Source organism: Mycobacterium marseillense, assembly GCF_010731675.1.
GTDB lineage: Bacteria > Actinomycetota > Actinomycetes > Mycobacteriales > Mycobacteriaceae > Mycobacterium > Mycobacterium marseillense.
In genome coordinates this window covers 1,322,914-1,339,593 of record NZ_AP022584.1, presented here as the reverse complement: position 1 = coordinate 1,339,593, position 16,680 = coordinate 1,322,914, and the positions used below count along the sequence as shown (strand labels likewise).

The window sequence follows — 16,680 nt, the reverse complement described above, 5'->3', positions numbered from 1 at the left end:
CAGCACAGGATCCTGACTGAATGCTGACTGAAATCCGGATCGAGTCGCTCGGGGCGATCAGCTCGGCGGTCGGCGAGTTCGACCGCGGCCTGACGGTGCTGACGGGGGAGACCGGCACCGGAAAGACCATGGTGGTCACGGGCTTGCATCTGCTCGGCGGTGCCCGCGCCGACGCCACCCGGGTCCGCTCGGGGGCCGAGCGGGCGGTCGTCGAAGGACGCTTCAGCACAACCGATCTCGACGAGGCCATGGTCGTGCAGCTCGACGAGATGCTCGACGCGTCGGGCGCCGAACGCGACGAGGACGGCAGCGTCATCGCGCTGCGCTCGGTCAGCCGTGACGGGCCGTCGCGCGCCTACCTCGGCGGCCGCAGCGTGCCCGCCAAATCGCTGGGCGACTTCACCGCCGGACTGCTGACCCTGCACGGGCAGAACGACCAACTGCGTCTCATCCGGCCGGAGGAACAGTGCGCGGCGCTGGACCGCTTCGCCAAGGCCGAACCCGCGCTCGAGCGATACTGCAAACGGCGCGACGCCTGGTTGTCGGCGCGGCGCGACCTGCTCGACCGCCGTAACCGCATGCGCGAGCTCGCGCTGGAGGCCGACCGGCTGACGTTCGCCCTCAACGAGATCGACGCCGTGGACCCACAACCTGGCGAGGACGACGCCCTGGTCGCCGAGATCGTGCGGCTCTCCGAACTGGACACCCTGCGCGAGGCCGCCGCCACCGCGCGCGCGGCGCTGTCCTCCGAGGAGACCGACGGCTCCGGCCTCAGCGCCACCGACAGCCTGGGAAAGGCAAGGGCCGCACTGGAATCCACCGACGACGCGAAGCTGGCGGCGCTGGCCGGCCAGATCGGCGAGGTGCTGACCGTGCTCGTCGACGCGGCCGGTGAACTGGGCGGCTTCCTCGAGGAACTGCCGGTCGACGCCAGCGCGCTGGAATCCAAGTTGGCCCGGCAAGCCGAACTGCGCACCCTGACCCGCAAGTACGCCGCCGACATCGACGGCGTGATCGGGTGGGCCCAGGAGTCGCGGCAACGGCTGGCCCAGCTCGACGTCTCCGAGGAGGGCTTGGCGGCGCTGGCGGCCCGGGTCGACGAGCTCGGCCGCGAATTGGCCCAGGCCGCGGTCGATCTCAGCAACACCCGGCGCAAGGCCGCCAAGCGGCTCGCCAAGGAGGTCACCGCCGAGCTGTCCGGGCTGGCGATGGCCGACGCGCAATTCACCATCGACGTGACCCTGGACGCCGCACCCGATGCGGCGTCGGCCGCCGAGGACTCGGCCGCGCTACGGCTTGCGTCGGGCGAACTCGTCCGCGCCGGCGCCGACGGCGTCGACCAGGTCGAGTTCGGCTTCGCCGCGCACCGAGGGATGGACCAGCTGCCGCTGGCCAAGAGCGCGTCCGGCGGCGAGCTGTCCCGGGTGATGCTCGCCCTGGAGGTGGTGCTGGCCACGTCCCGCAAGGAGGCCGCGGGCACCACCATGGTGTTCGACGAGGTCGACGCCGGGGTGGGCGGCCGGGCGGCGGTACAGATCGGGCGCCGGCTGGCGCGGCTGGCGCGCACCCACCAGGTCATCGTGGTCACGCATCTGCCTCAGGTCGCGGCGTACGCCGACGTGCACCTGGTGGTGCACGCGGCCGGACCCAAGGGGACCAGCGTGGTGCGGCGCCTGGGCGGCGACGAGCGGGTCGCCGAGCTGGCACGGATGCTGGCCGGGCTGGGCGAATCCGACAGCGGCCGGGCGCACGCCCGCGAGCTGCTCGAGGCGGCGCAAAAGGACGAGATCTAGCGCTAGCCCACCGCCGCGAACGTCGACTTGGCGTCAGCGTCCACGGCGTTTCGCGGCATCGAGTCGACGTTCGAGACCAGTTCGGCACCGACCTGTTACTAATGGGACTCTAGATAACTTCTGGGGCTAATGTTACGGCGCGCCTCCCCGCGTCGTCCGGGCATCACCGACAGAATCGCCCCCATGAAGATGTCAGGCCTGCTTTCCCGTAATCCCGCCCGGCCGGGCCTCGTCGGCACCGCCCGCGTTGACCGGAACATCGACCGATTGCTGCGCAGGGTCTGCCCCGGCGACATCGTCGTGCTCGACATCCTGGATCTGGATCGCATCACGGCCGACGCCCTGGTGGAGGCCGACATCGCCGCGGTCGTCAACGCCTCGCCGTCGGTGTCGGGCCGCTACCCGAACCTGGGGCCCGAGGTTCTGGTCAACAACGGGGTCACCCTGATCGACGAGGCCGGACCCGACATCTTCAAAAAGGTCAAAGACGGCGCGAAGATCCGCCTGCACGAGGGCGGTGTGTACGCCGGCGACCGGCGGCTGGTCCGCGGCACCGAGCGCACCGACCACGACATCGCCGACCTGATGCGCGAGGCCAAGAGCGGGCTGTCGGCCCACCTGGAGGCGTTCGCCGGCAACACCATCGAGTTCATCAAGAGCGAGAGCCCGCTGCTGATCGACGGCATCGGCATCCCCGATGTGGACGTCGACCTGCGCCGTCGGCACGTGGTGATCGTCGCCGACGAGCCCAGCGCCGAGGAGGACCTGAAGTCGCTCAAGCCGTTCATCAAGGAGTATCAGCCGGCGCTGATCGGCGTCGGCACCGGCGCGGACGTCCTGCGCAAGGCGGGGTATCGCCCGCAGGTGATCGTCGGCGACCCCGACCAGATCAGCACCGACGCGCTCAAGTGCGGCGCGCAGGTCGTGCTGCCGGCCGACGCCGACGGGCACGCGCCCGGCCTGGAGCGCATCCAGGACCTCGGCGTCGGGGCGATGACGTTCCCGGCCGCGGGGTCGGCGATCGACCTGGCCCTGCTGCTGGCCGACCACCACGGCGCCGCGCTGCTGGTGACCGCCGGCCACACCGCCAACATCGAGACGTTCTTCGACCGCACCCGCGCGCACAGCAACCCGTCCACCTTCCTGACCCGGTTGCGGGTCGGGGAGAAGGTGGTGGACGCCAAGGCCGTGGCCACGCTGTACCGCAACCACATCTCGGCGGGTGCCATCGCGCTGCTGGCCCTGACGATGCTGATCGCCGTCATCGTCGCGCTGTGGGTGTCGCGCACCGACGGCGTGGTGCTGCACTGGGTCACCGACTACTGGAACCACTTCTGCGCGATGGTGCAGAAGTGGATCACCTAAATGATCTCGCTACGCCAACACGCCCTGTCGCTGGCCGCCGTATTCCTGGCGCTGGCCGTGGGCGTCGTGCTGGGCTCCGGCTTCCTGTCGGACACGTTGCTGTCCAGCCTGCGTGACGAGAAGAAGGACCTCAACACCCAGATCAGCGGGCTCAACGACCAGAAGAATGTGCTGAACGAAAAGCTCAGTGCGGCAAATAATTTCGACACCCAACTGGCCGGCCGCATCGTGCACGACGCGCTGGCCGGCAAATCGGTGGTGATGTTCCGCACCCCGGACGCCAAAGACGACGACGTGACCGCGGTGTCGAAGTTCATCGGCCAGGCCGGCGGGACGGTGACCGGGACGGTGTCGCTGACGCAGGAGTTCGTCGAGGCCAACTCGGCGGAGAAGCTGCAGACCGTGGTGAACTCGTCGGTGCTGCCCGCTGGTCAGCAGCTGAGCACCAAGCTCGTCGACCAGGGTTCGCAGGCGGGTGACCTGATGGGCATCGCCCTGCTGGCCAACCCCAACCCCGAGGTGCCCGCGGTGGACGACACCCAGCGCAACACCGTGCTGGCGGCGCTGCGCGACACCGGCTTCATCACCTATCAGGCAACCGACCACATGGGCGCGGCCAACGCCGCGCTCGTCGTCACCGGCGGCGCGCTGCCCCAGGACGCCGGCAACCAGGGGGCGAGCGTCGCCCGGTTCTCGGCCGCGCTGGCCCCGCACGGCTCGGGCACGCTGCTCGCCGGGCGCGACGGTTCGGCGACCGGCGGCGCCGCCGTGGCCGTGGCGCGCGCCGACGCCGGCCTGAACTCCGCGATCAGCACGGTCGACGACGTGGACGTCGCGCCGGGGCGCATCACCGCGGTGCTGGGTCTGCATGACCTGCTGGGCGGCGGTCACGCGGGCCAGTACGGCACCGGTCACGGGGCGACTTCCATCACGGTTCCTCAGTAGCGGGCGTGTTCGCCGCGGCTCGGCGCCGTGGATGTTAGGGTGGGTTTCCGTGGGTCGGCAGGCCCATCTAGTTGTTCGCTAGAAACATTTTTCAAGCCCTGCCCGTCTTCACGGAGGTCGCCTGTTGCGAAAGCACCCGCAAACCGCCACCAAGCACCTCTTCGTCAGCGGGGGCGTCGCATCCTCGTTGGGTAAGGGATTGACCGCCAGCAGCCTTGGTCAGCTGCTGACGGCGCGCGGGCTGTACGTGACGATGCAAAAGCTCGATCCGTACCTCAACGTCGACCCGGGCACGATGAACCCGTTCCAGCACGGCGAGGTCTTCGTCACCGAGGACGGCGCCGAGACCGACCTCGACGTCGGCCACTACGAGCGGTTCCTGGATCGCGACCTGTCCGGCTCGGCGAATGTCACTACGGGGCAGGTGTATTCGACCGTCATCGCCAAGGAACGCCGCGGGGAATACCTCGGCGACACCGTCCAGGTGATCCCGCACATCACCGACGAGATCAAAGGGCGCATCATGGCGATGGCCGAGCCCGACGCCCAGGGCAACCGTCCCGACGTCGTCATCACCGAAATCGGCGGCACCGTCGGCGACATCGAATCGCAGCCCTTTCTGGAGGCGGCCCGCCAGGTGCGTCACGACCTGGGCCGCGAGAACGTCTTCTTCCTGCACGTCTCCCTGGTGCCGTATCTGGCCCCGTCGGGCGAGCTCAAGACCAAACCCACCCAGCACTCGGTGGCCGCGCTGCGCAGCATCGGTATCACCCCGGACGCGCTGATCCTGCGCTGCGACCGCGACGTCCCCGAGGCGCTGAAGAACAAGATCGCGCTGATGTGTGACGTCGACATCGACGGCGTCATCTCCACCCCGGACGCGCCGTCGATCTATGACATCCCGAAGGTGCTGCACCGCGAGGAGCTCGACGCCTACGTCGTGCGCCGGCTCAACCTGCCGTTCCGCGACGTGGACTGGACCGAATGGGACGACCTGCTGCGCCGGGTGCACGAGCCGCACGAAACGGTGCGAATCGCCTTGGTGGGCAAGTACGTTGAACTCTCCGACGCCTATCTGTCGGTCACCGAGGCGCTGCGCGCCGGTGGTTTCAAGCACCACGCCAAGGTGGAGATGGTCTGGGTGGCGTCCGACGACTGCGAGAGCGCGGCCGGTGCCGCCGCGGCGCTGGGCGACGTGCAGGGCGTGCTGATCCCCGGCGGGTTCGGCATCCGCGGCATCGAGGGCAAGCTCGGCGCCATCCACTACGCGCGCACCCGGGGGCTGCCGGTGCTCGGCCTGTGCCTCGGGCTGCAATGCATCGTGATCGAGGCCGCCCGCTCGGCCGGGCTGATCGAGGCCAACTCGGCCGAATTCGACCCGGAGACACCGGATCCCGTGATCTCCACGATGGCCGATCAGGTGGACATCGTCGCCGGCGAGGCCGACCTCGGCGGCACCATGCGGCTGGGTGCTTACCCCGCCGTGCTGGAAGCGGATTCGATTGTGGCCCAAGCTTATGGCGCGACGGAGGTGTCCGAACGCCACCGGCACCGCTACGAGGTCAACAACGCCTACCGCGACAAGATCGCCGAGAGCGGCCTCAGGTTCTCCGGCACCTCACCCGACGGCCACCTAGTGGAATTCGTCGAGTACCCGCCGGACATCCACCCGTTCATCGTCGGCACGCAGGCTCATCCGGAGCTCAAGAGCCGGCCCACCCGGCCGCATCCGCTGTTCGTCGCGTTCGTCGGCGCGGCCCTCGAATACAAGGCCGGCGAACGGTTGCCGGTGGAAATCCCCGAGCAGTCGTCCAACGGCATCCAGCATCGGGACAGCGCCGCGCGGCCCATACCTGAGCCCGCGTCCCGTGGCTGAACACAACTTCGAAACGGCGTCGTCCGAAACGCTGTACACCGGAAAGATTTTCGCGCTGCGCAGCGACCGGGTGCGGATGCCGGGGGACACCACCGCGGTGCGCGAGGTCGTCGAGCATTACGGGGCGGTGGCCATCGCGGCGCTGGACGCCGACAACAACATCCCGATGGTCTACCAGTACCGGCACGCGTTCGGCCGGCGGCTCTGGGAGCTGCCCGCCGGGCTGCTCGACGTCGCGGGGGAGCCGCCGCAGCACACGGCCGCCCGCGAACTCCACGAGGAGGTCGGCCTGCGGGCGGACACGTGGCAGGTGCTGGTCGACCTCAACTCCGCGCCGGGCTTCAGCGACGAATCGGTGCGGATCTATCTGGCGACCGGGCTGACCGAGGTGGGCAGGCCCGAGGCGCACCACGAGGAAGCCGACATGACGATGAGCTGGGTTCCCATCGCGGAGGCCGTGCGCCGGGTGTTCAGCGGCGACGTCGTGAATTCCATTGCCATCGCCGGGATTTTGGCGGCCCATGCCGTGACCGAAGGCGTCGCGCAGCCGCGGCCGGTGGACAGCCCCTGGATCGACCGGCCGACCGCGTTCGCGGCGCGAAAGAACGGGCCATGACGACGGTGGCGCTGGATACCCAACTCCAGGGTTACCTCGACCACCTCACGATCGAGCGCGGCGTCGCGGCCAACACGCTGAGCTCGTATCGCCGCGATCTGCGCCGCTACACAAAACACCTGTCGGACCGCGGAATCCACGATCTGGCCAAGGTGGGCGAGGACGACGTCAGCGAGTTCCTGGTGGCGCTGCGCCGCGGCGATCCCGAGACCGGGGCGGCGGCGCTGTCGGCGGTGTCGGCGGCGCGGGCCCTGATCGCGGTGCGCGGCCTGCACCGCTTCGCCGCCGCCGAAGGGCTGGCCGAACTCGACGTGGCGCGCGCGGTCCGCCCGCCCACGCCCGGGCGCCGGCTGCCCAAAAGCCTGACCATCGACCAGGTCCTGGCGCTGCTGGAGGGCGCGGGGGGCGAGAGCCCGGCCGACGGCCCGCTGACCCTGCGCAACCGGGCGCTGCTGGAACTGCTGTACTCCACCGGCGCGCGGATTTCGGAAGCCGTCGGTCTCGACGTGGACGACGTCGACACGCAGGCCAGGTCAGTGTTGTTGCGCGGCAAGGGCGGTAAGCAGCGGCTGGTGCCGATCGGACGGCCCGCGGTGGCCGCGCTGGACGCCTACCTGGTGCGCGGGCGTTCGGACCTGGCGCGCCGCGGGCGTGGGACGCCGGCCATCTTCCTCAATGTGCGCGGCGGGCGGCTGTCGCGTCAGAGCGCGTGGCAGGTGCTGCAGGACGCGGCCGAACGCGCGGGCATCAGCTCGGGGGTGTCGCCGCACATGCTGCGGCATTCGTTCGCCACCCATCTGCTCGAGGGCGGCGCCGACGTGCGTGTCGTGCAGGAGTTGCTCGGGCACGCCTCGGTGACGACGACGCAGATCTACACCATGGTCACCGTGCACGCGCTGCGCGAAGTGTGGGCCGAGGCCCACCCGCGGGCGCGCTAACCCATTCCCTCTCCGCCGAACGTCGAGTTGTTGCGCGGGAAAGGCGGAATCGTCGACAACAAGTCGACGCTCAGCCCAGGTATTCGGACTCCAGCACCAGGTCGGCCATCAGCGACTGGTACTCGAGGTGGGTCTTGTGCTCGACGGTGTTCCACTGCTTGCCCTCATGCCGGTGCATGTACGCGCGGTACTTCGGTGCGCCCGGGACGCGGACGTTGTCGGCGACCACGATCGACCCCGGATGCAGCCAGCCGCGGTCCAGGATGCTGTTCAGGTCGTCCAGGTATACGTCCTTGTCGTGGTCGAGGAACACGAAATCGAGTGTGCCGCCGGCGAACCCGTGCTGATCGGCCAGCACGTCCAGGGTGCGGCCGCCGTCGCCGATGGTGCCGACCACACACGTCACACGGTCGGCCACGCCAGCATGGGCCCAGATCTGGCGGGCGTTGGCGGCGTTGGCCTCGGCGAGTTCGACCGAGAACACCTTGGCCTTCGGCGCGGCCCGGGCGATGCGCAGCGCGCCGTAGCCGCAGTAGGTGCCCAATTCGAGCGCCAGCGCCGGATCGGCGCGCCGCACCGCCGCGTCGAGCAGCAGCCCCTTCTCGTCGCCGACATTGATCAACATCGACTTCTCGTAGGCGAACTTGTCGATGGTCGCCAACACGTCGTCGACGTCGCCGGCCCGGGCGTTCTGCAGCACGTACTCGACGGCGGCTGCCTCGCGCCCGTCGCCGATCTGGCCCGTGGTGGTGATGTTGCGATTCCCGACGGCCATCCGCCAGACCGACCACCGCAGCAGGGGTATCCGTCGCTTGAGATCCATAGGGGCCACGATAGGCCGACCGCCGGCGGTGCCCTCGCTGGCGACAGCTTTTCGCGGCCGGCATACCGCCCCCAAACTGGTGCTGCTGTGACTGGAGTGAATAGGCTGTCGGGATGTGCGTTTCACCACCGATGTTCGCTCATATTGGCTGGTTAATTGCCTGCGGGTCGCCGGGTTTCGGCGCGCGGACCCGTTAGACTTTCGGTCGATGTTCACCTCCCGAACACCCCCGCCATGACCGAGCAGCCGGAGAACGGCGTCGAGCTCGGCCTGACCGGGCGGCCGCCGCGGGCGATCCCGGAACCGCAGCCGCGCACCTCGCACGGCCCGGCCAAAGTTGTCGCCATGTGCAACCAGAAGGGCGGCGTCGGGAAGACCACGTCCACCATCAACCTGGGTGCCGCGCTCGCCGAATACGGCCGCCGGGTGCTGCTGGTGGACATGGATCCGCAGGGCGCGCTGTCCGCCGGCCTGGGCGTCCCGCATTACGAGCTGGAAAAGACCATTCACAACGTCCTGGTCGAGCCGCGGGTGTCGGTCGACGACGTGCTGCTGCAGACCCGCGTCAAGCACATGGATCTCGTGCCGTCCAATATCGACCTGTCGGCCGCCGAGATCCAGCTCGTCAACGAGGTGGGGCGCGAGCAGACCCTGGGCCGGGCGCTGCACCCCGTGCTCGATCGCTACGACTACGTGCTGATCGACTGCCAGCCGTCGCTGGGCCTGCTCACCGTCAACGGCCTGGCCTGCGCCGACGGCGTGGTGATCCCCACCGAGTGCGAGTACTTCTCGCTGCGCGGCCTGGCGCTGCTCACCGACACCGTCGACAAGGTGCGCGACCGGCTCAACCCGAAGCTCGAGATCAGCGGGATCCTGCTGACCCGGTACGACCCCCGCACGGTCAACTCTCGCGAGGTGATGGCCCGGGTAGTGGAACGATTCGGCGACCTGGTGTTCGACACCGTCATCACCCGGACCGTCCGGTTCCCGGAGACCAGCGTGGCCGGCGAGCCCATCACCACGTGGGCCCCGCGCTCCACCGGGGCCATCGCCTATCGCGCGCTGGCCCGCGAGTTCATCGACCGATTCGGCGCGTGAACGCGACCGCAAATGGTGAGGCGCCCCAGCAGAACGGCTTTCAGGTCCGCCTGACCAATTTCGAGGGGCCGTTCGATCTGCTGCTGCAGCTGATCTTCGCCCATCGCCTCGACGTGACCGAGGTGGCGCTGCACCAGGTCACCGACGACTTCATCGCCTACACCCGCGAAATCGGTCCCCAGCTGGAGCTCGAGGAGACCACCGCGTTCCTGGTGGTGGCCGCCACCCTGCTCGACCTGAAGGCCGCGCGGTTGCTGCCGGCCGGGCAGGTCGACGACGACGAGGACCTGGCGCTGCTGGAGGTGCGCGACCTGCTGTTCGCCCGGCTGCTGCAGTACCGCGCGTTCAAGCACGTCGCCGAGATGTTCGCCGAGCTGGAGGCCACCGCACTGCGCAGCTATCCGCGCGCCGTGTCGCTGGATGACCGGTTCACCGAGCTGCTGCCCGAGGTGATGATCGGCGTCGACGCCGATCGCTTCGCTCAGATCGCGGCGATCGCGTTCAGCCCGCGGCCCGTCCCGACGGTGTCGGTGTCGCACCTGCACGAGGTGCAGGTCTCCGTTCCCGAGCAGGCCAAAAAGTTGTTGGCGATCCTGCAGGCCCGGGGTAGCGGCGCGTGGGCGACGTTCTCCGAGCTGGTCGCCGACTGTGAGGCGTCGATGGAGGTGGTCGGGCGGTTCCTGGCGCTGCTCGAACTGTATCGGTCGCGGGCGGTAGCATTCGACCAGTTAGAGCCGCTTGGCGTGCTCCAAATCTCGTGGACCGGCGAACGTCCGGTCAGTGAAGCCTTGGTAGAAGTGCGGGACGAATCATGAATGGCGCCGGTGACGACGCAGAGCGTGGCGATGCGGAGGAACGGCGCTTCGGCACCGCCGGTGACGACGCAGAGCGTGGCGATGCGGAGGAACGGCGCTTCGGCACCGCCGGTGACGACGCAGAGCGTGGCGATGCGGAGGAACGGCATCTGAACGGTGCCGAACCGGGCGACGACGTGCTGCCCCACGACGTCGATCGCGACGTCGATCCCGGCACCGATCTGGATTCCGACCTCGGTACCGACCTCGACGCGGGCATTCCGGACATCGCCGAGGCCGCGCCGATGGAGTCCGAGGAACTCGGCTCGGTGCTGGAGGCGCTGCTGCTGGTGGTCGACACCCCGGTGACCGCGGAGGCGCTGGCCTCGGCCACGCAACAGCCGGTGTACCGGATCGCCACCAAGCTGCAGGAGATGGCCGAGGAACTGACCGCCCGCGACAGCGGTATCGACCTGCGGAAGAACAGCGAGGGCTGGCGGATGTACACCCGCGCCCGGTTCGCGCCGTACGTGGAGAAGCTGCTGCTGGACGGGGCGCGGTCCAAGCTCACCCGGGCCGCGCTGGAGACGCTGGCCGTGGTCGCCTACCGCCAGCCCGTGACGCGCGCGCGGGTGAGCGCGGTGCGCGGCGTCAACGTCGACGCCGTGATGCGCACGCTGCTGGCGCGCGGCCTGATCACCGAAGCCGGGGTCGACGACGACAGCGGCGCGACGGCGTTCGCCACCACCGAGCTGTTCCTGGAGCGCCTGGGCCTGACGTCGCTGGCCGACCTGCCGGACATCGCACCGCTGCTGCCCGACGTGGACACCATCGAGGACCTCAGCGAATCCCTGGACAGCGAGCCACGTTTCATCAAACTTTCCGGCGGCCAGGCGGCCGACCCGGCGCTGACGTTCGACGTGGACCAGGATTGATGGTCGAAGCTGAGGGGATCCGGCTGCAAAAGGTGTTGTCCCAAGCCGGAATAGCGTCGCGGCGGGCCGCCGAGAAGATGATCATCGACGGCCGCGTCGAGGTCGACGGTCAGGTGGTGACCGAATTGGGCACCCGCGTCGATCCGGACGCCTCGGTGATCCGCGTCGACGGCGCACGGATAGTCCTCGATGATTCGCAGGTGTATCTGGCGCTGAACAAGCCGCGCGGCGTGCACTCGACCATGTCGGACGACCGGGGCCGACCGTGTATCGGTGATCTGATCGAACGCCGAGTTCGCGGCAACAAGAACCTGTTTCACGTCGGGCGGTTGGACGCCGACACCGAAGGGCTGATCCTGCTGACCAACGACGGCGAACTCGCGCACCGGCTGATGCATCCGTCCCACGAAGTGCCCAAGACGTATCTGGCCACCGTGACCGGGTCGGTGCCGCGCGGGGTCGGCAAGACGCTGCGCGCCGGCATCGAGCTGGAGGACGGGCCCGCGCGGGTCGACGAGTTCGCGGTGGTGGACGCCATCCCGGGCAAGACGCTGGTGCGGGTGACATTGCACGAGGGCCGTAATCGCATCGTGCGCCGGCTGCTGGCCGCCGCGGGGTTCCCGGTGGAAGCGTTGGTGCGCACCGACATAGGTCCGGTCTCGCTCGGCAAGCAGCGGCCGGGCAGCTTCCGGGCGCTGGGGCGCGACGAGATCGGGCAGCTCTACAAGGCGGTGGGCCTGTGAGCGAAGCGAGCGGCGTCGTGGTGGCCATCGACGGGCCGGCGGGCACCGGAAAGTCCTCGGTGTCAAAGGGTTTGGCGAAGGCGCTGGGGGCGCGCTATCTGGACACCGGTGGGATGTACCGAATGGTGACGCTGGCGGTCCTGCGCGCCGGTATCGACCCCGCCGATGCGCGGTCGGTCGCGGACACGGCGCAAGCCGTGCGGATGTCGGTCGACTACCACCCCGACGGGGATCGCTATTTCCTTGACGGAGAAGATGTCTCGGCGGAGATCCGTGGCGACGAAGTCACGGCCGCGGTGTCGGCGGTGTCGTCGGTGGCGGGCGTGCGTACCCGGCTCGTCGACTTGCAGCGCGAAATGGCCGACGGCATGGGCAGCGTCGTCGTCGAGGGCCGCGACATCGGCACCGTCGTGTTGCCCGACGCACCGGTCAAGATCTTTCTGACCGCATCGGCCGAAACGCGCGCGCGTCGGCGCAACGATCAGAACGTGGCGGCCGGGCTGGCCGACGACTACGACGCCGTGCTCGCCGACGTCCGCCGCCGCGACCATCTCGACTCCACCCGGGCGGTGTCGCCGCTGCGGGCGGCCCCCGACGCGGTGGTCGTCGACACCAGTGAGATGACCGAGGCGCAGGTGATCACCCACCTGCGGGACTTGGTCAAGCAGCGAAGCGGAGCGGTGCGGTGACTCAGGACGGCACGTGGAGTGACGAAAGCGACTGGGACTCCGTCGAATTCGGCCTCGACGAACAGGAGGAGGCCGGCCCGGCACCCGTGGTGGCGGTGGTCGGCCGGCCCAACGTCGGCAAGTCGACGCTGGTGAACCGGATCCTGGGCCGGCGCGAAGCGGTGGTGCAGGACATCCCGGGCGTCACCCGCGACCGGGTGTCCTACGACGCGCTATGGACCGGGCGCCGGTTCGTGGTGCAGGACACCGGGGGATGGGAGCCCGACGCCAAGGGGCTGCAGCAACTGGTGGCCCAGCAGGCTTCGGTGGCCATGCGCACCGCCGACGCGGTGATCCTGGTGGTCGACGCCCTCGTCGGCGCCACCTCGGCCGACGAGGCGGCCGCCCGGATCCTGCTGCGGTCGGGAAAGCCAGTGTTCTTGGCCGCCAACAAGGTTGACAGCGACAAGGCCGAAGCGGACGCGGCGATGTTGTGGTCGCTCGGGCTCGGAGAGCCGCACACGATCAGCGCGATGCACGGTCGCGGGGTGGCCGATCTGCTCGACGAGGTGCTGGCCGCGCTGCCCACGGTGTCCGAGGTGGGCCCCAAACCCGGTGGCCCGCGGCGCGTGGCGCTGGTCGGCAAGCCCAACGTGGGCAAGAGCTCTCTGCTGAACAAGCTGGCCGGTGATCAGCGCTCGGTGGTGCACGACGTCGCCGGGACGACGGTGGACCCGGTGGACTCCCTCATCGAGCTGGGCGACAGGGTATGGCGGTTCGTCGACACCGCGGGGTTGCGGCGCAAGGTCGGCCAGGCCAGCGGCCATGAGTTCTACGCCTCGGTGCGCACGCACTCGGCCATCGACGCGGCCGAGGTGGTGGTCGTGCTGATCGATGCGTCCGACCCGCTGACCGAACAGGATCAACGGGTGCTGTCGATGGTCATCGAGGCCGGCCGGGCGCTCGTGTTGGCCTTCAACAAGTGGGACCTGGTCGACGAGGACCGGCGCGAGTTGCTCGAGCGCGAGATCGACCGCGAGCTGGTGCAGTTGCGGTGGGCGCCGCGCGTCAACATCTCCGCCAAGACCGGCCGCGCCGTGCAAAAGCTGGTGCCGGCCATGGAGACGTCGCTGGCGTCGTGGGATGCGCGCATCGCCACGGGCCCGCTCAACTCTTGGCTGAAAGAGGTGGTGGCGGCCACCCCGCCGCCGGTGCGCGGCGGCAAACAGCCGCGGATCCTGTTCGCCACCCAGGCCACCGCCCGGCCTCCGACATTCGTGCTGTTCACGACCGGCTTTCTCGAGGCCGGGTATCGGCGTTTCCTGGAGCGACGGCTGCGCGAGACCTTCGGCTTCGAGGGGTCTCCGATCCGGATCAACGTGCGGGTGCGCGAAAAGCGGGGCGGCCGGCGGCGCTGAGCGCTGGGCTCTCGGGGCGGTTTCCGGTCTCTCCCCGGACCACGTGGCGCATCTCGAATCCGCTAGCGCAGGCGCTAGCGGATTGGGGCATGACGGCCATGTTCCCGCGATACGGCAGATGACGTCCGCATTGCGGGATATGACGTTGACATTGGCCGTCCAGCAGCCGTAGCGTCTCCCGTATAACGGGTTGATATGCCCGCACTGCGGGAACGGCGGAGGCAGTAGTGGAGACCGCGACGCGGTTCAGCGTGCGAGACAAGTCGATCGTGGTCACCGGTGCAACGGGTGCGCTCGGCGGTGTCGCGGCGCGGGCGCTGGCCGAAGCGGGGGCCCGCCTGACGCTGGCCGGCGGCGACGCGGACGGACTCGCGCGGCTCGTCGACGACGCCGGCATCGACACCGCGGCCGTGGTCGATCGCCGCCCCGACACACCCGCCGACGCCGAGGCCATCGTCCAGGCCGCCCTCGCCCGGCACGGCCGCCTCGACGGAGTCCTGGTCGCCTCGGGCATGAACCACGTCGCGCCCATCACCGAGATGGCCGTCGAGGACTTCGACCTGGTGATGAACGCCAACGCCCGCGGCGCCTGGCTGGTGTGCCAGGCCGCCGGGCGCGTCCTGCTCGAGCAGCGCGCCGGTGGCAGCGTCGTGCTGGTGTCCTCGGTGCGCGGGACGCTAGGGCACCCCGCCGGCTACACCGCCTACTGCCCGTCCAAAGCCGCCACCGACCTGCTGGCCAAGAGCCTGGCGGCCGAATGGGGTCCGGCCGGCATCCGGGTAAACGCCCTCGCGCCAACGGTTTTCCGATCGGAGCTGACCGAATGGATGTACACCGACGATGAGAAAGGGCGCGCCACCCGCGAGGCGATGTTCGCGCGAATCCCGTTGCGCCGCTTCGCCGAACCCGACGACTTCGTTGGCGCCCTGATCTATCTGCTCAGCGACGCGTCGGCCTTCTTCACCGGCCAGGTGATGTACCTCGACGGCGGCTATACGGCGTGCTGACCCACACCCGACGGAAGGAACCGATAAGCATGAGCGCGAATTGGCCACTGGGCGAGGCCGAATCGAGGTTGGAGTTCTACGATTTGTCGCACCCGTGGGGGCATGGCGTGCCGGCGTGGCCGTATTTCGAGGACGTCAAGATCGAGCGGCTGCACAACATGGCCAGAAGCCGGGTGCTGACCCAAAAGATCACCACCGTCATGCATTCCGGCACCCACATCGACGCGCCCGCGCACGTGATCGAAGGCACCCCCTTCCTGCACGAGATCCCGCTGAGCGCCTTCTTCGGCACCGGCGTCGTCGTGTCGATCCCCAAGGGCAAGTGGGGCGTCGTCACCGCCGACGACCTGGAGAACGCCACGCCGCGGATCCGGCCCGGCGACATCGTCATCGTCAACACCGGATGGCACCACAAGTACGCCGACAGCGCCGCGTACTACGCCTACTCCCCGGGCTTCTACAAGGAAGCCGGCGAGTGGTTCGCGGCCAAGGGCGTCAAAGCCGTCGGCACCGACACCCAGGCGCTGGATCACCCGCTGGCCACCTCGATCGGGCCGCACGGCCCGGCCGAGCACACCGGCGGTCTATTGCCTTGGGCCGTCAAGGAATACGAGCAGGAGACCGGCCGCCACGTCCTCGACGACTTCCCCGAATGGGAACCATGCCACCGGGCGATCCTGTCGAAGGGCATCTACGGCTTCGAGAACGTGGGCGGCGACCTGGACAAGGTCACCGGCAAGCGCGTCACGTTCGCCGCCTTCCCATGGCGCTGGGTCGGCGGCGACGGGTGCATCGTGCGGCTGGTCGCGATCGTCGACCCGACCGGTGACTACCGCATCGAGACGGGACGGGCGGCGTGACAACCACCGAACCCGACGCCCGCGCCGGCGGAATCCAGGTCATCGCCCGCGCGGCGGAAATGCTGCGGCTGCTGCAGGCCCACCCCGGGGGGCTCAGCCAGGCCGAGATCGGCGACGGGCTGGGCATGGCGCGCTCCACCGTCAGCCGCATCCTCAACGCGCTGGACGACGAGGGTCTGGTCGCCTCGCGCGGCGTGCGCGGACGGTATCGGCTGGGCCCGGAGATCGCGCGGATGGCTGGCAGCGTGCGCGTCAGCCTGGTGATGGATGTGCACCCGTATCTGGAGGAGTTGTCGCGCGAGCTGGGGGAGACCGTGGACCTGTCCATCCTGGACGGGGACCGCGCAACGTTCGTCGACCAGGTGGTCTCGCCGCATCGGCTGCGCGCGATCAGTGCCGTGGGCGAGTCTTTCCCGTTGCACTGCTGCGCCAACGGGAAAGCCATGCTGGCCACACTGCCGCCCGCGGAGCGGGACCGGGCGCTGCCCAGCCGCCTGACGGCGTTCACCGCCAACACGATCACCACCGCGGTCGCGTTGCGCGACGAATTCGAACAGGTCCAGAGCGACGGGGTCGCCTATGACCGCGAGGAGCAGACCGAGGGCATCTGCGCGGTGGGGGCCGTGCTCAGTGGGCTGACCGAGGAGATGGTGGCGGTCAGCGTGCCGGTCCCCGCGCAGCGGTTCTACGGCCGCGAAGCCGAACTTGCCCGGGCGCTGCTGGCCTGGGCGCACAGGGTGGACGCCGCGTTGGGGAAGGTCGATTAGCGGGGTGGCGGGGCGTTTACGGTAGGCTTTCGAC

16 protein-coding genes are annotated in these 16,680 nt (G+C 69.3%); 15 read left to right on the top strand and 1 reads right to left on the bottom strand.

Annotated features, from left to right (window positions below):
- Positions 1–20 precede the first annotated feature (20 nt).
- The 6 genes from recN to xerD all read left to right on the top strand — a co-directional run bounded on the left by recN (position 21) and on the right by xerD (position 7,533).
- The gene (gene recN / locus G6N26_RS05880; protein WP_083019987.1) at positions 21–1,793 is read left to right on the top strand and encodes a DNA repair protein RecN; all 1,773 of its coding nucleotides are present in this window, start codon (positions 21–23) and stop codon (positions 1,791–1,793) included.
- Between the two features lie 183 nt (positions 1,794–1,976).
- Positions 1,977–3,158 (top strand): putative cytokinetic ring protein SteA, encoded by a 1,182-nt coding sequence (gene steA / locus G6N26_RS05875; RefSeq protein WP_067173747.1) that lies wholly within the window; start codon positions 1,977–1,979, stop codon positions 3,156–3,158.
- A complete protein-coding gene (locus G6N26_RS05870; protein ID WP_067173751.1) occupies positions 3,159–4,103 on the top strand; it encodes a copper transporter in 945 nt (314 codons plus the stop codon).
- A 124-nt stretch (positions 4,104–4,227) separates the two neighbouring features.
- Positions 4,228–5,979, top strand: a complete 1,752-nt coding sequence (locus G6N26_RS05865; protein ID WP_083019989.1) for a CTP synthase — start codon at positions 4,228–4,230, stop codon at positions 5,977–5,979.
- Complete coding sequence (locus G6N26_RS05860) at positions 5,972–6,595, top strand: NUDIX domain-containing protein (protein WP_067173761.1); 624 nt, start codon at positions 5,972–5,974, stop codon at positions 6,593–6,595. The genes G6N26_RS05865 and G6N26_RS05860 overlap by 8 nt, the downstream gene beginning before the upstream one ends.
- Positions 6,592–7,533: a site-specific tyrosine recombinase XerD gene (gene xerD, locus G6N26_RS05855; RefSeq protein WP_067173764.1), complete on the top strand. Its 942-nt coding sequence runs from the start codon at positions 6,592–6,594 to the stop codon at positions 7,531–7,533. The genes G6N26_RS05860 and xerD overlap by 4 nt, the downstream gene beginning before the upstream one ends.
- A gap of 70 nt (positions 7,534–7,603) precedes the next feature.
- Here the strand turns inward: xerD and G6N26_RS05850 are convergent, their stop codons facing one another.
- On the bottom strand, positions 7,604–8,356 hold the full coding sequence (locus G6N26_RS05850) for an O-methyltransferase (RefSeq protein ID WP_083019991.1): 753 nt from the start codon (positions 8,354–8,356) through the stop codon (positions 7,604–7,606).
- 234 nt (positions 8,357–8,590) lie between these two features.
- On the opposite strand from G6N26_RS05850, the gene G6N26_RS05845 reads away from it, so the two are divergent.
- From G6N26_RS05845 to G6N26_RS05805, 9 genes are all read left to right on the top strand, one after another.
- On the top strand, positions 8,591–9,454 hold the full coding sequence (locus G6N26_RS05845) for a ParA family protein (RefSeq protein WP_083019993.1): 864 nt from the start codon (positions 8,591–8,593) through the stop codon (positions 9,452–9,454).
- Positions 9,451–10,269, top strand: a complete 819-nt coding sequence (locus G6N26_RS05840) for a segregation/condensation protein A (protein ID WP_083019995.1) — start codon at positions 9,451–9,453, stop codon at positions 10,267–10,269. The genes G6N26_RS05845 and G6N26_RS05840 overlap by 4 nt, the downstream gene beginning before the upstream one ends.
- Positions 10,266–11,183: an SMC-Scp complex subunit ScpB gene (scpB, locus tag G6N26_RS05835; RefSeq protein WP_232067537.1), complete on the top strand. Its 918-nt coding sequence runs from the start codon at positions 10,266–10,268 to the stop codon at positions 11,181–11,183. The genes G6N26_RS05840 and scpB overlap by 4 nt, the downstream gene beginning before the upstream one ends.
- Positions 11,183–11,926 (top strand): pseudouridine synthase, encoded by a 744-nt coding sequence (locus G6N26_RS05830; protein ID WP_067173780.1) that lies wholly within the window; start codon positions 11,183–11,185, stop codon positions 11,924–11,926. The genes scpB and G6N26_RS05830 overlap by 1 nt, the downstream gene beginning before the upstream one ends.
- Positions 11,923–12,615, top strand: a complete 693-nt coding sequence (gene cmk / locus G6N26_RS05825; protein WP_179960294.1) for a (d)CMP kinase — start codon at positions 11,923–11,925, stop codon at positions 12,613–12,615. Before G6N26_RS05830 ends, cmk begins: the two co-directional genes overlap by 4 nt.
- Positions 12,612–14,012 carry a ribosome biogenesis GTPase Der gene (gene der / locus G6N26_RS05820; protein WP_083019997.1) on the top strand — a complete coding sequence of 467 codons (1,401 nt, stop codon included), beginning with the start codon at positions 12,612–12,614 and terminating at the stop codon, positions 14,010–14,012. Before cmk ends, der begins: the two co-directional genes overlap by 4 nt.
- Positions 14,013–14,239: 227 nt before the next feature.
- Positions 14,240–15,019 carry an SDR family NAD(P)-dependent oxidoreductase gene (locus tag G6N26_RS05815; protein WP_083019999.1) on the top strand — a complete coding sequence of 260 codons (780 nt, stop codon included), beginning with the start codon at positions 14,240–14,242 and terminating at the stop codon, positions 15,017–15,019.
- A gap of 29 nt (positions 15,020–15,048) precedes the next feature.
- Positions 15,049–15,879 carry a cyclase family protein gene (locus tag G6N26_RS05810; protein WP_083020001.1) on the top strand — a complete coding sequence of 277 codons (831 nt, stop codon included), beginning with the start codon at positions 15,049–15,051 and terminating at the stop codon, positions 15,877–15,879.
- Between the two features lie 59 nt (positions 15,880–15,938).
- Entirely contained in the window at positions 15,939–16,646 is a 708-nt protein-coding gene (locus G6N26_RS05805; protein WP_415621343.1) for an IclR family transcriptional regulator, read from the top strand.
- Positions 16,647–16,680: the final 34 nt, after the last annotated feature.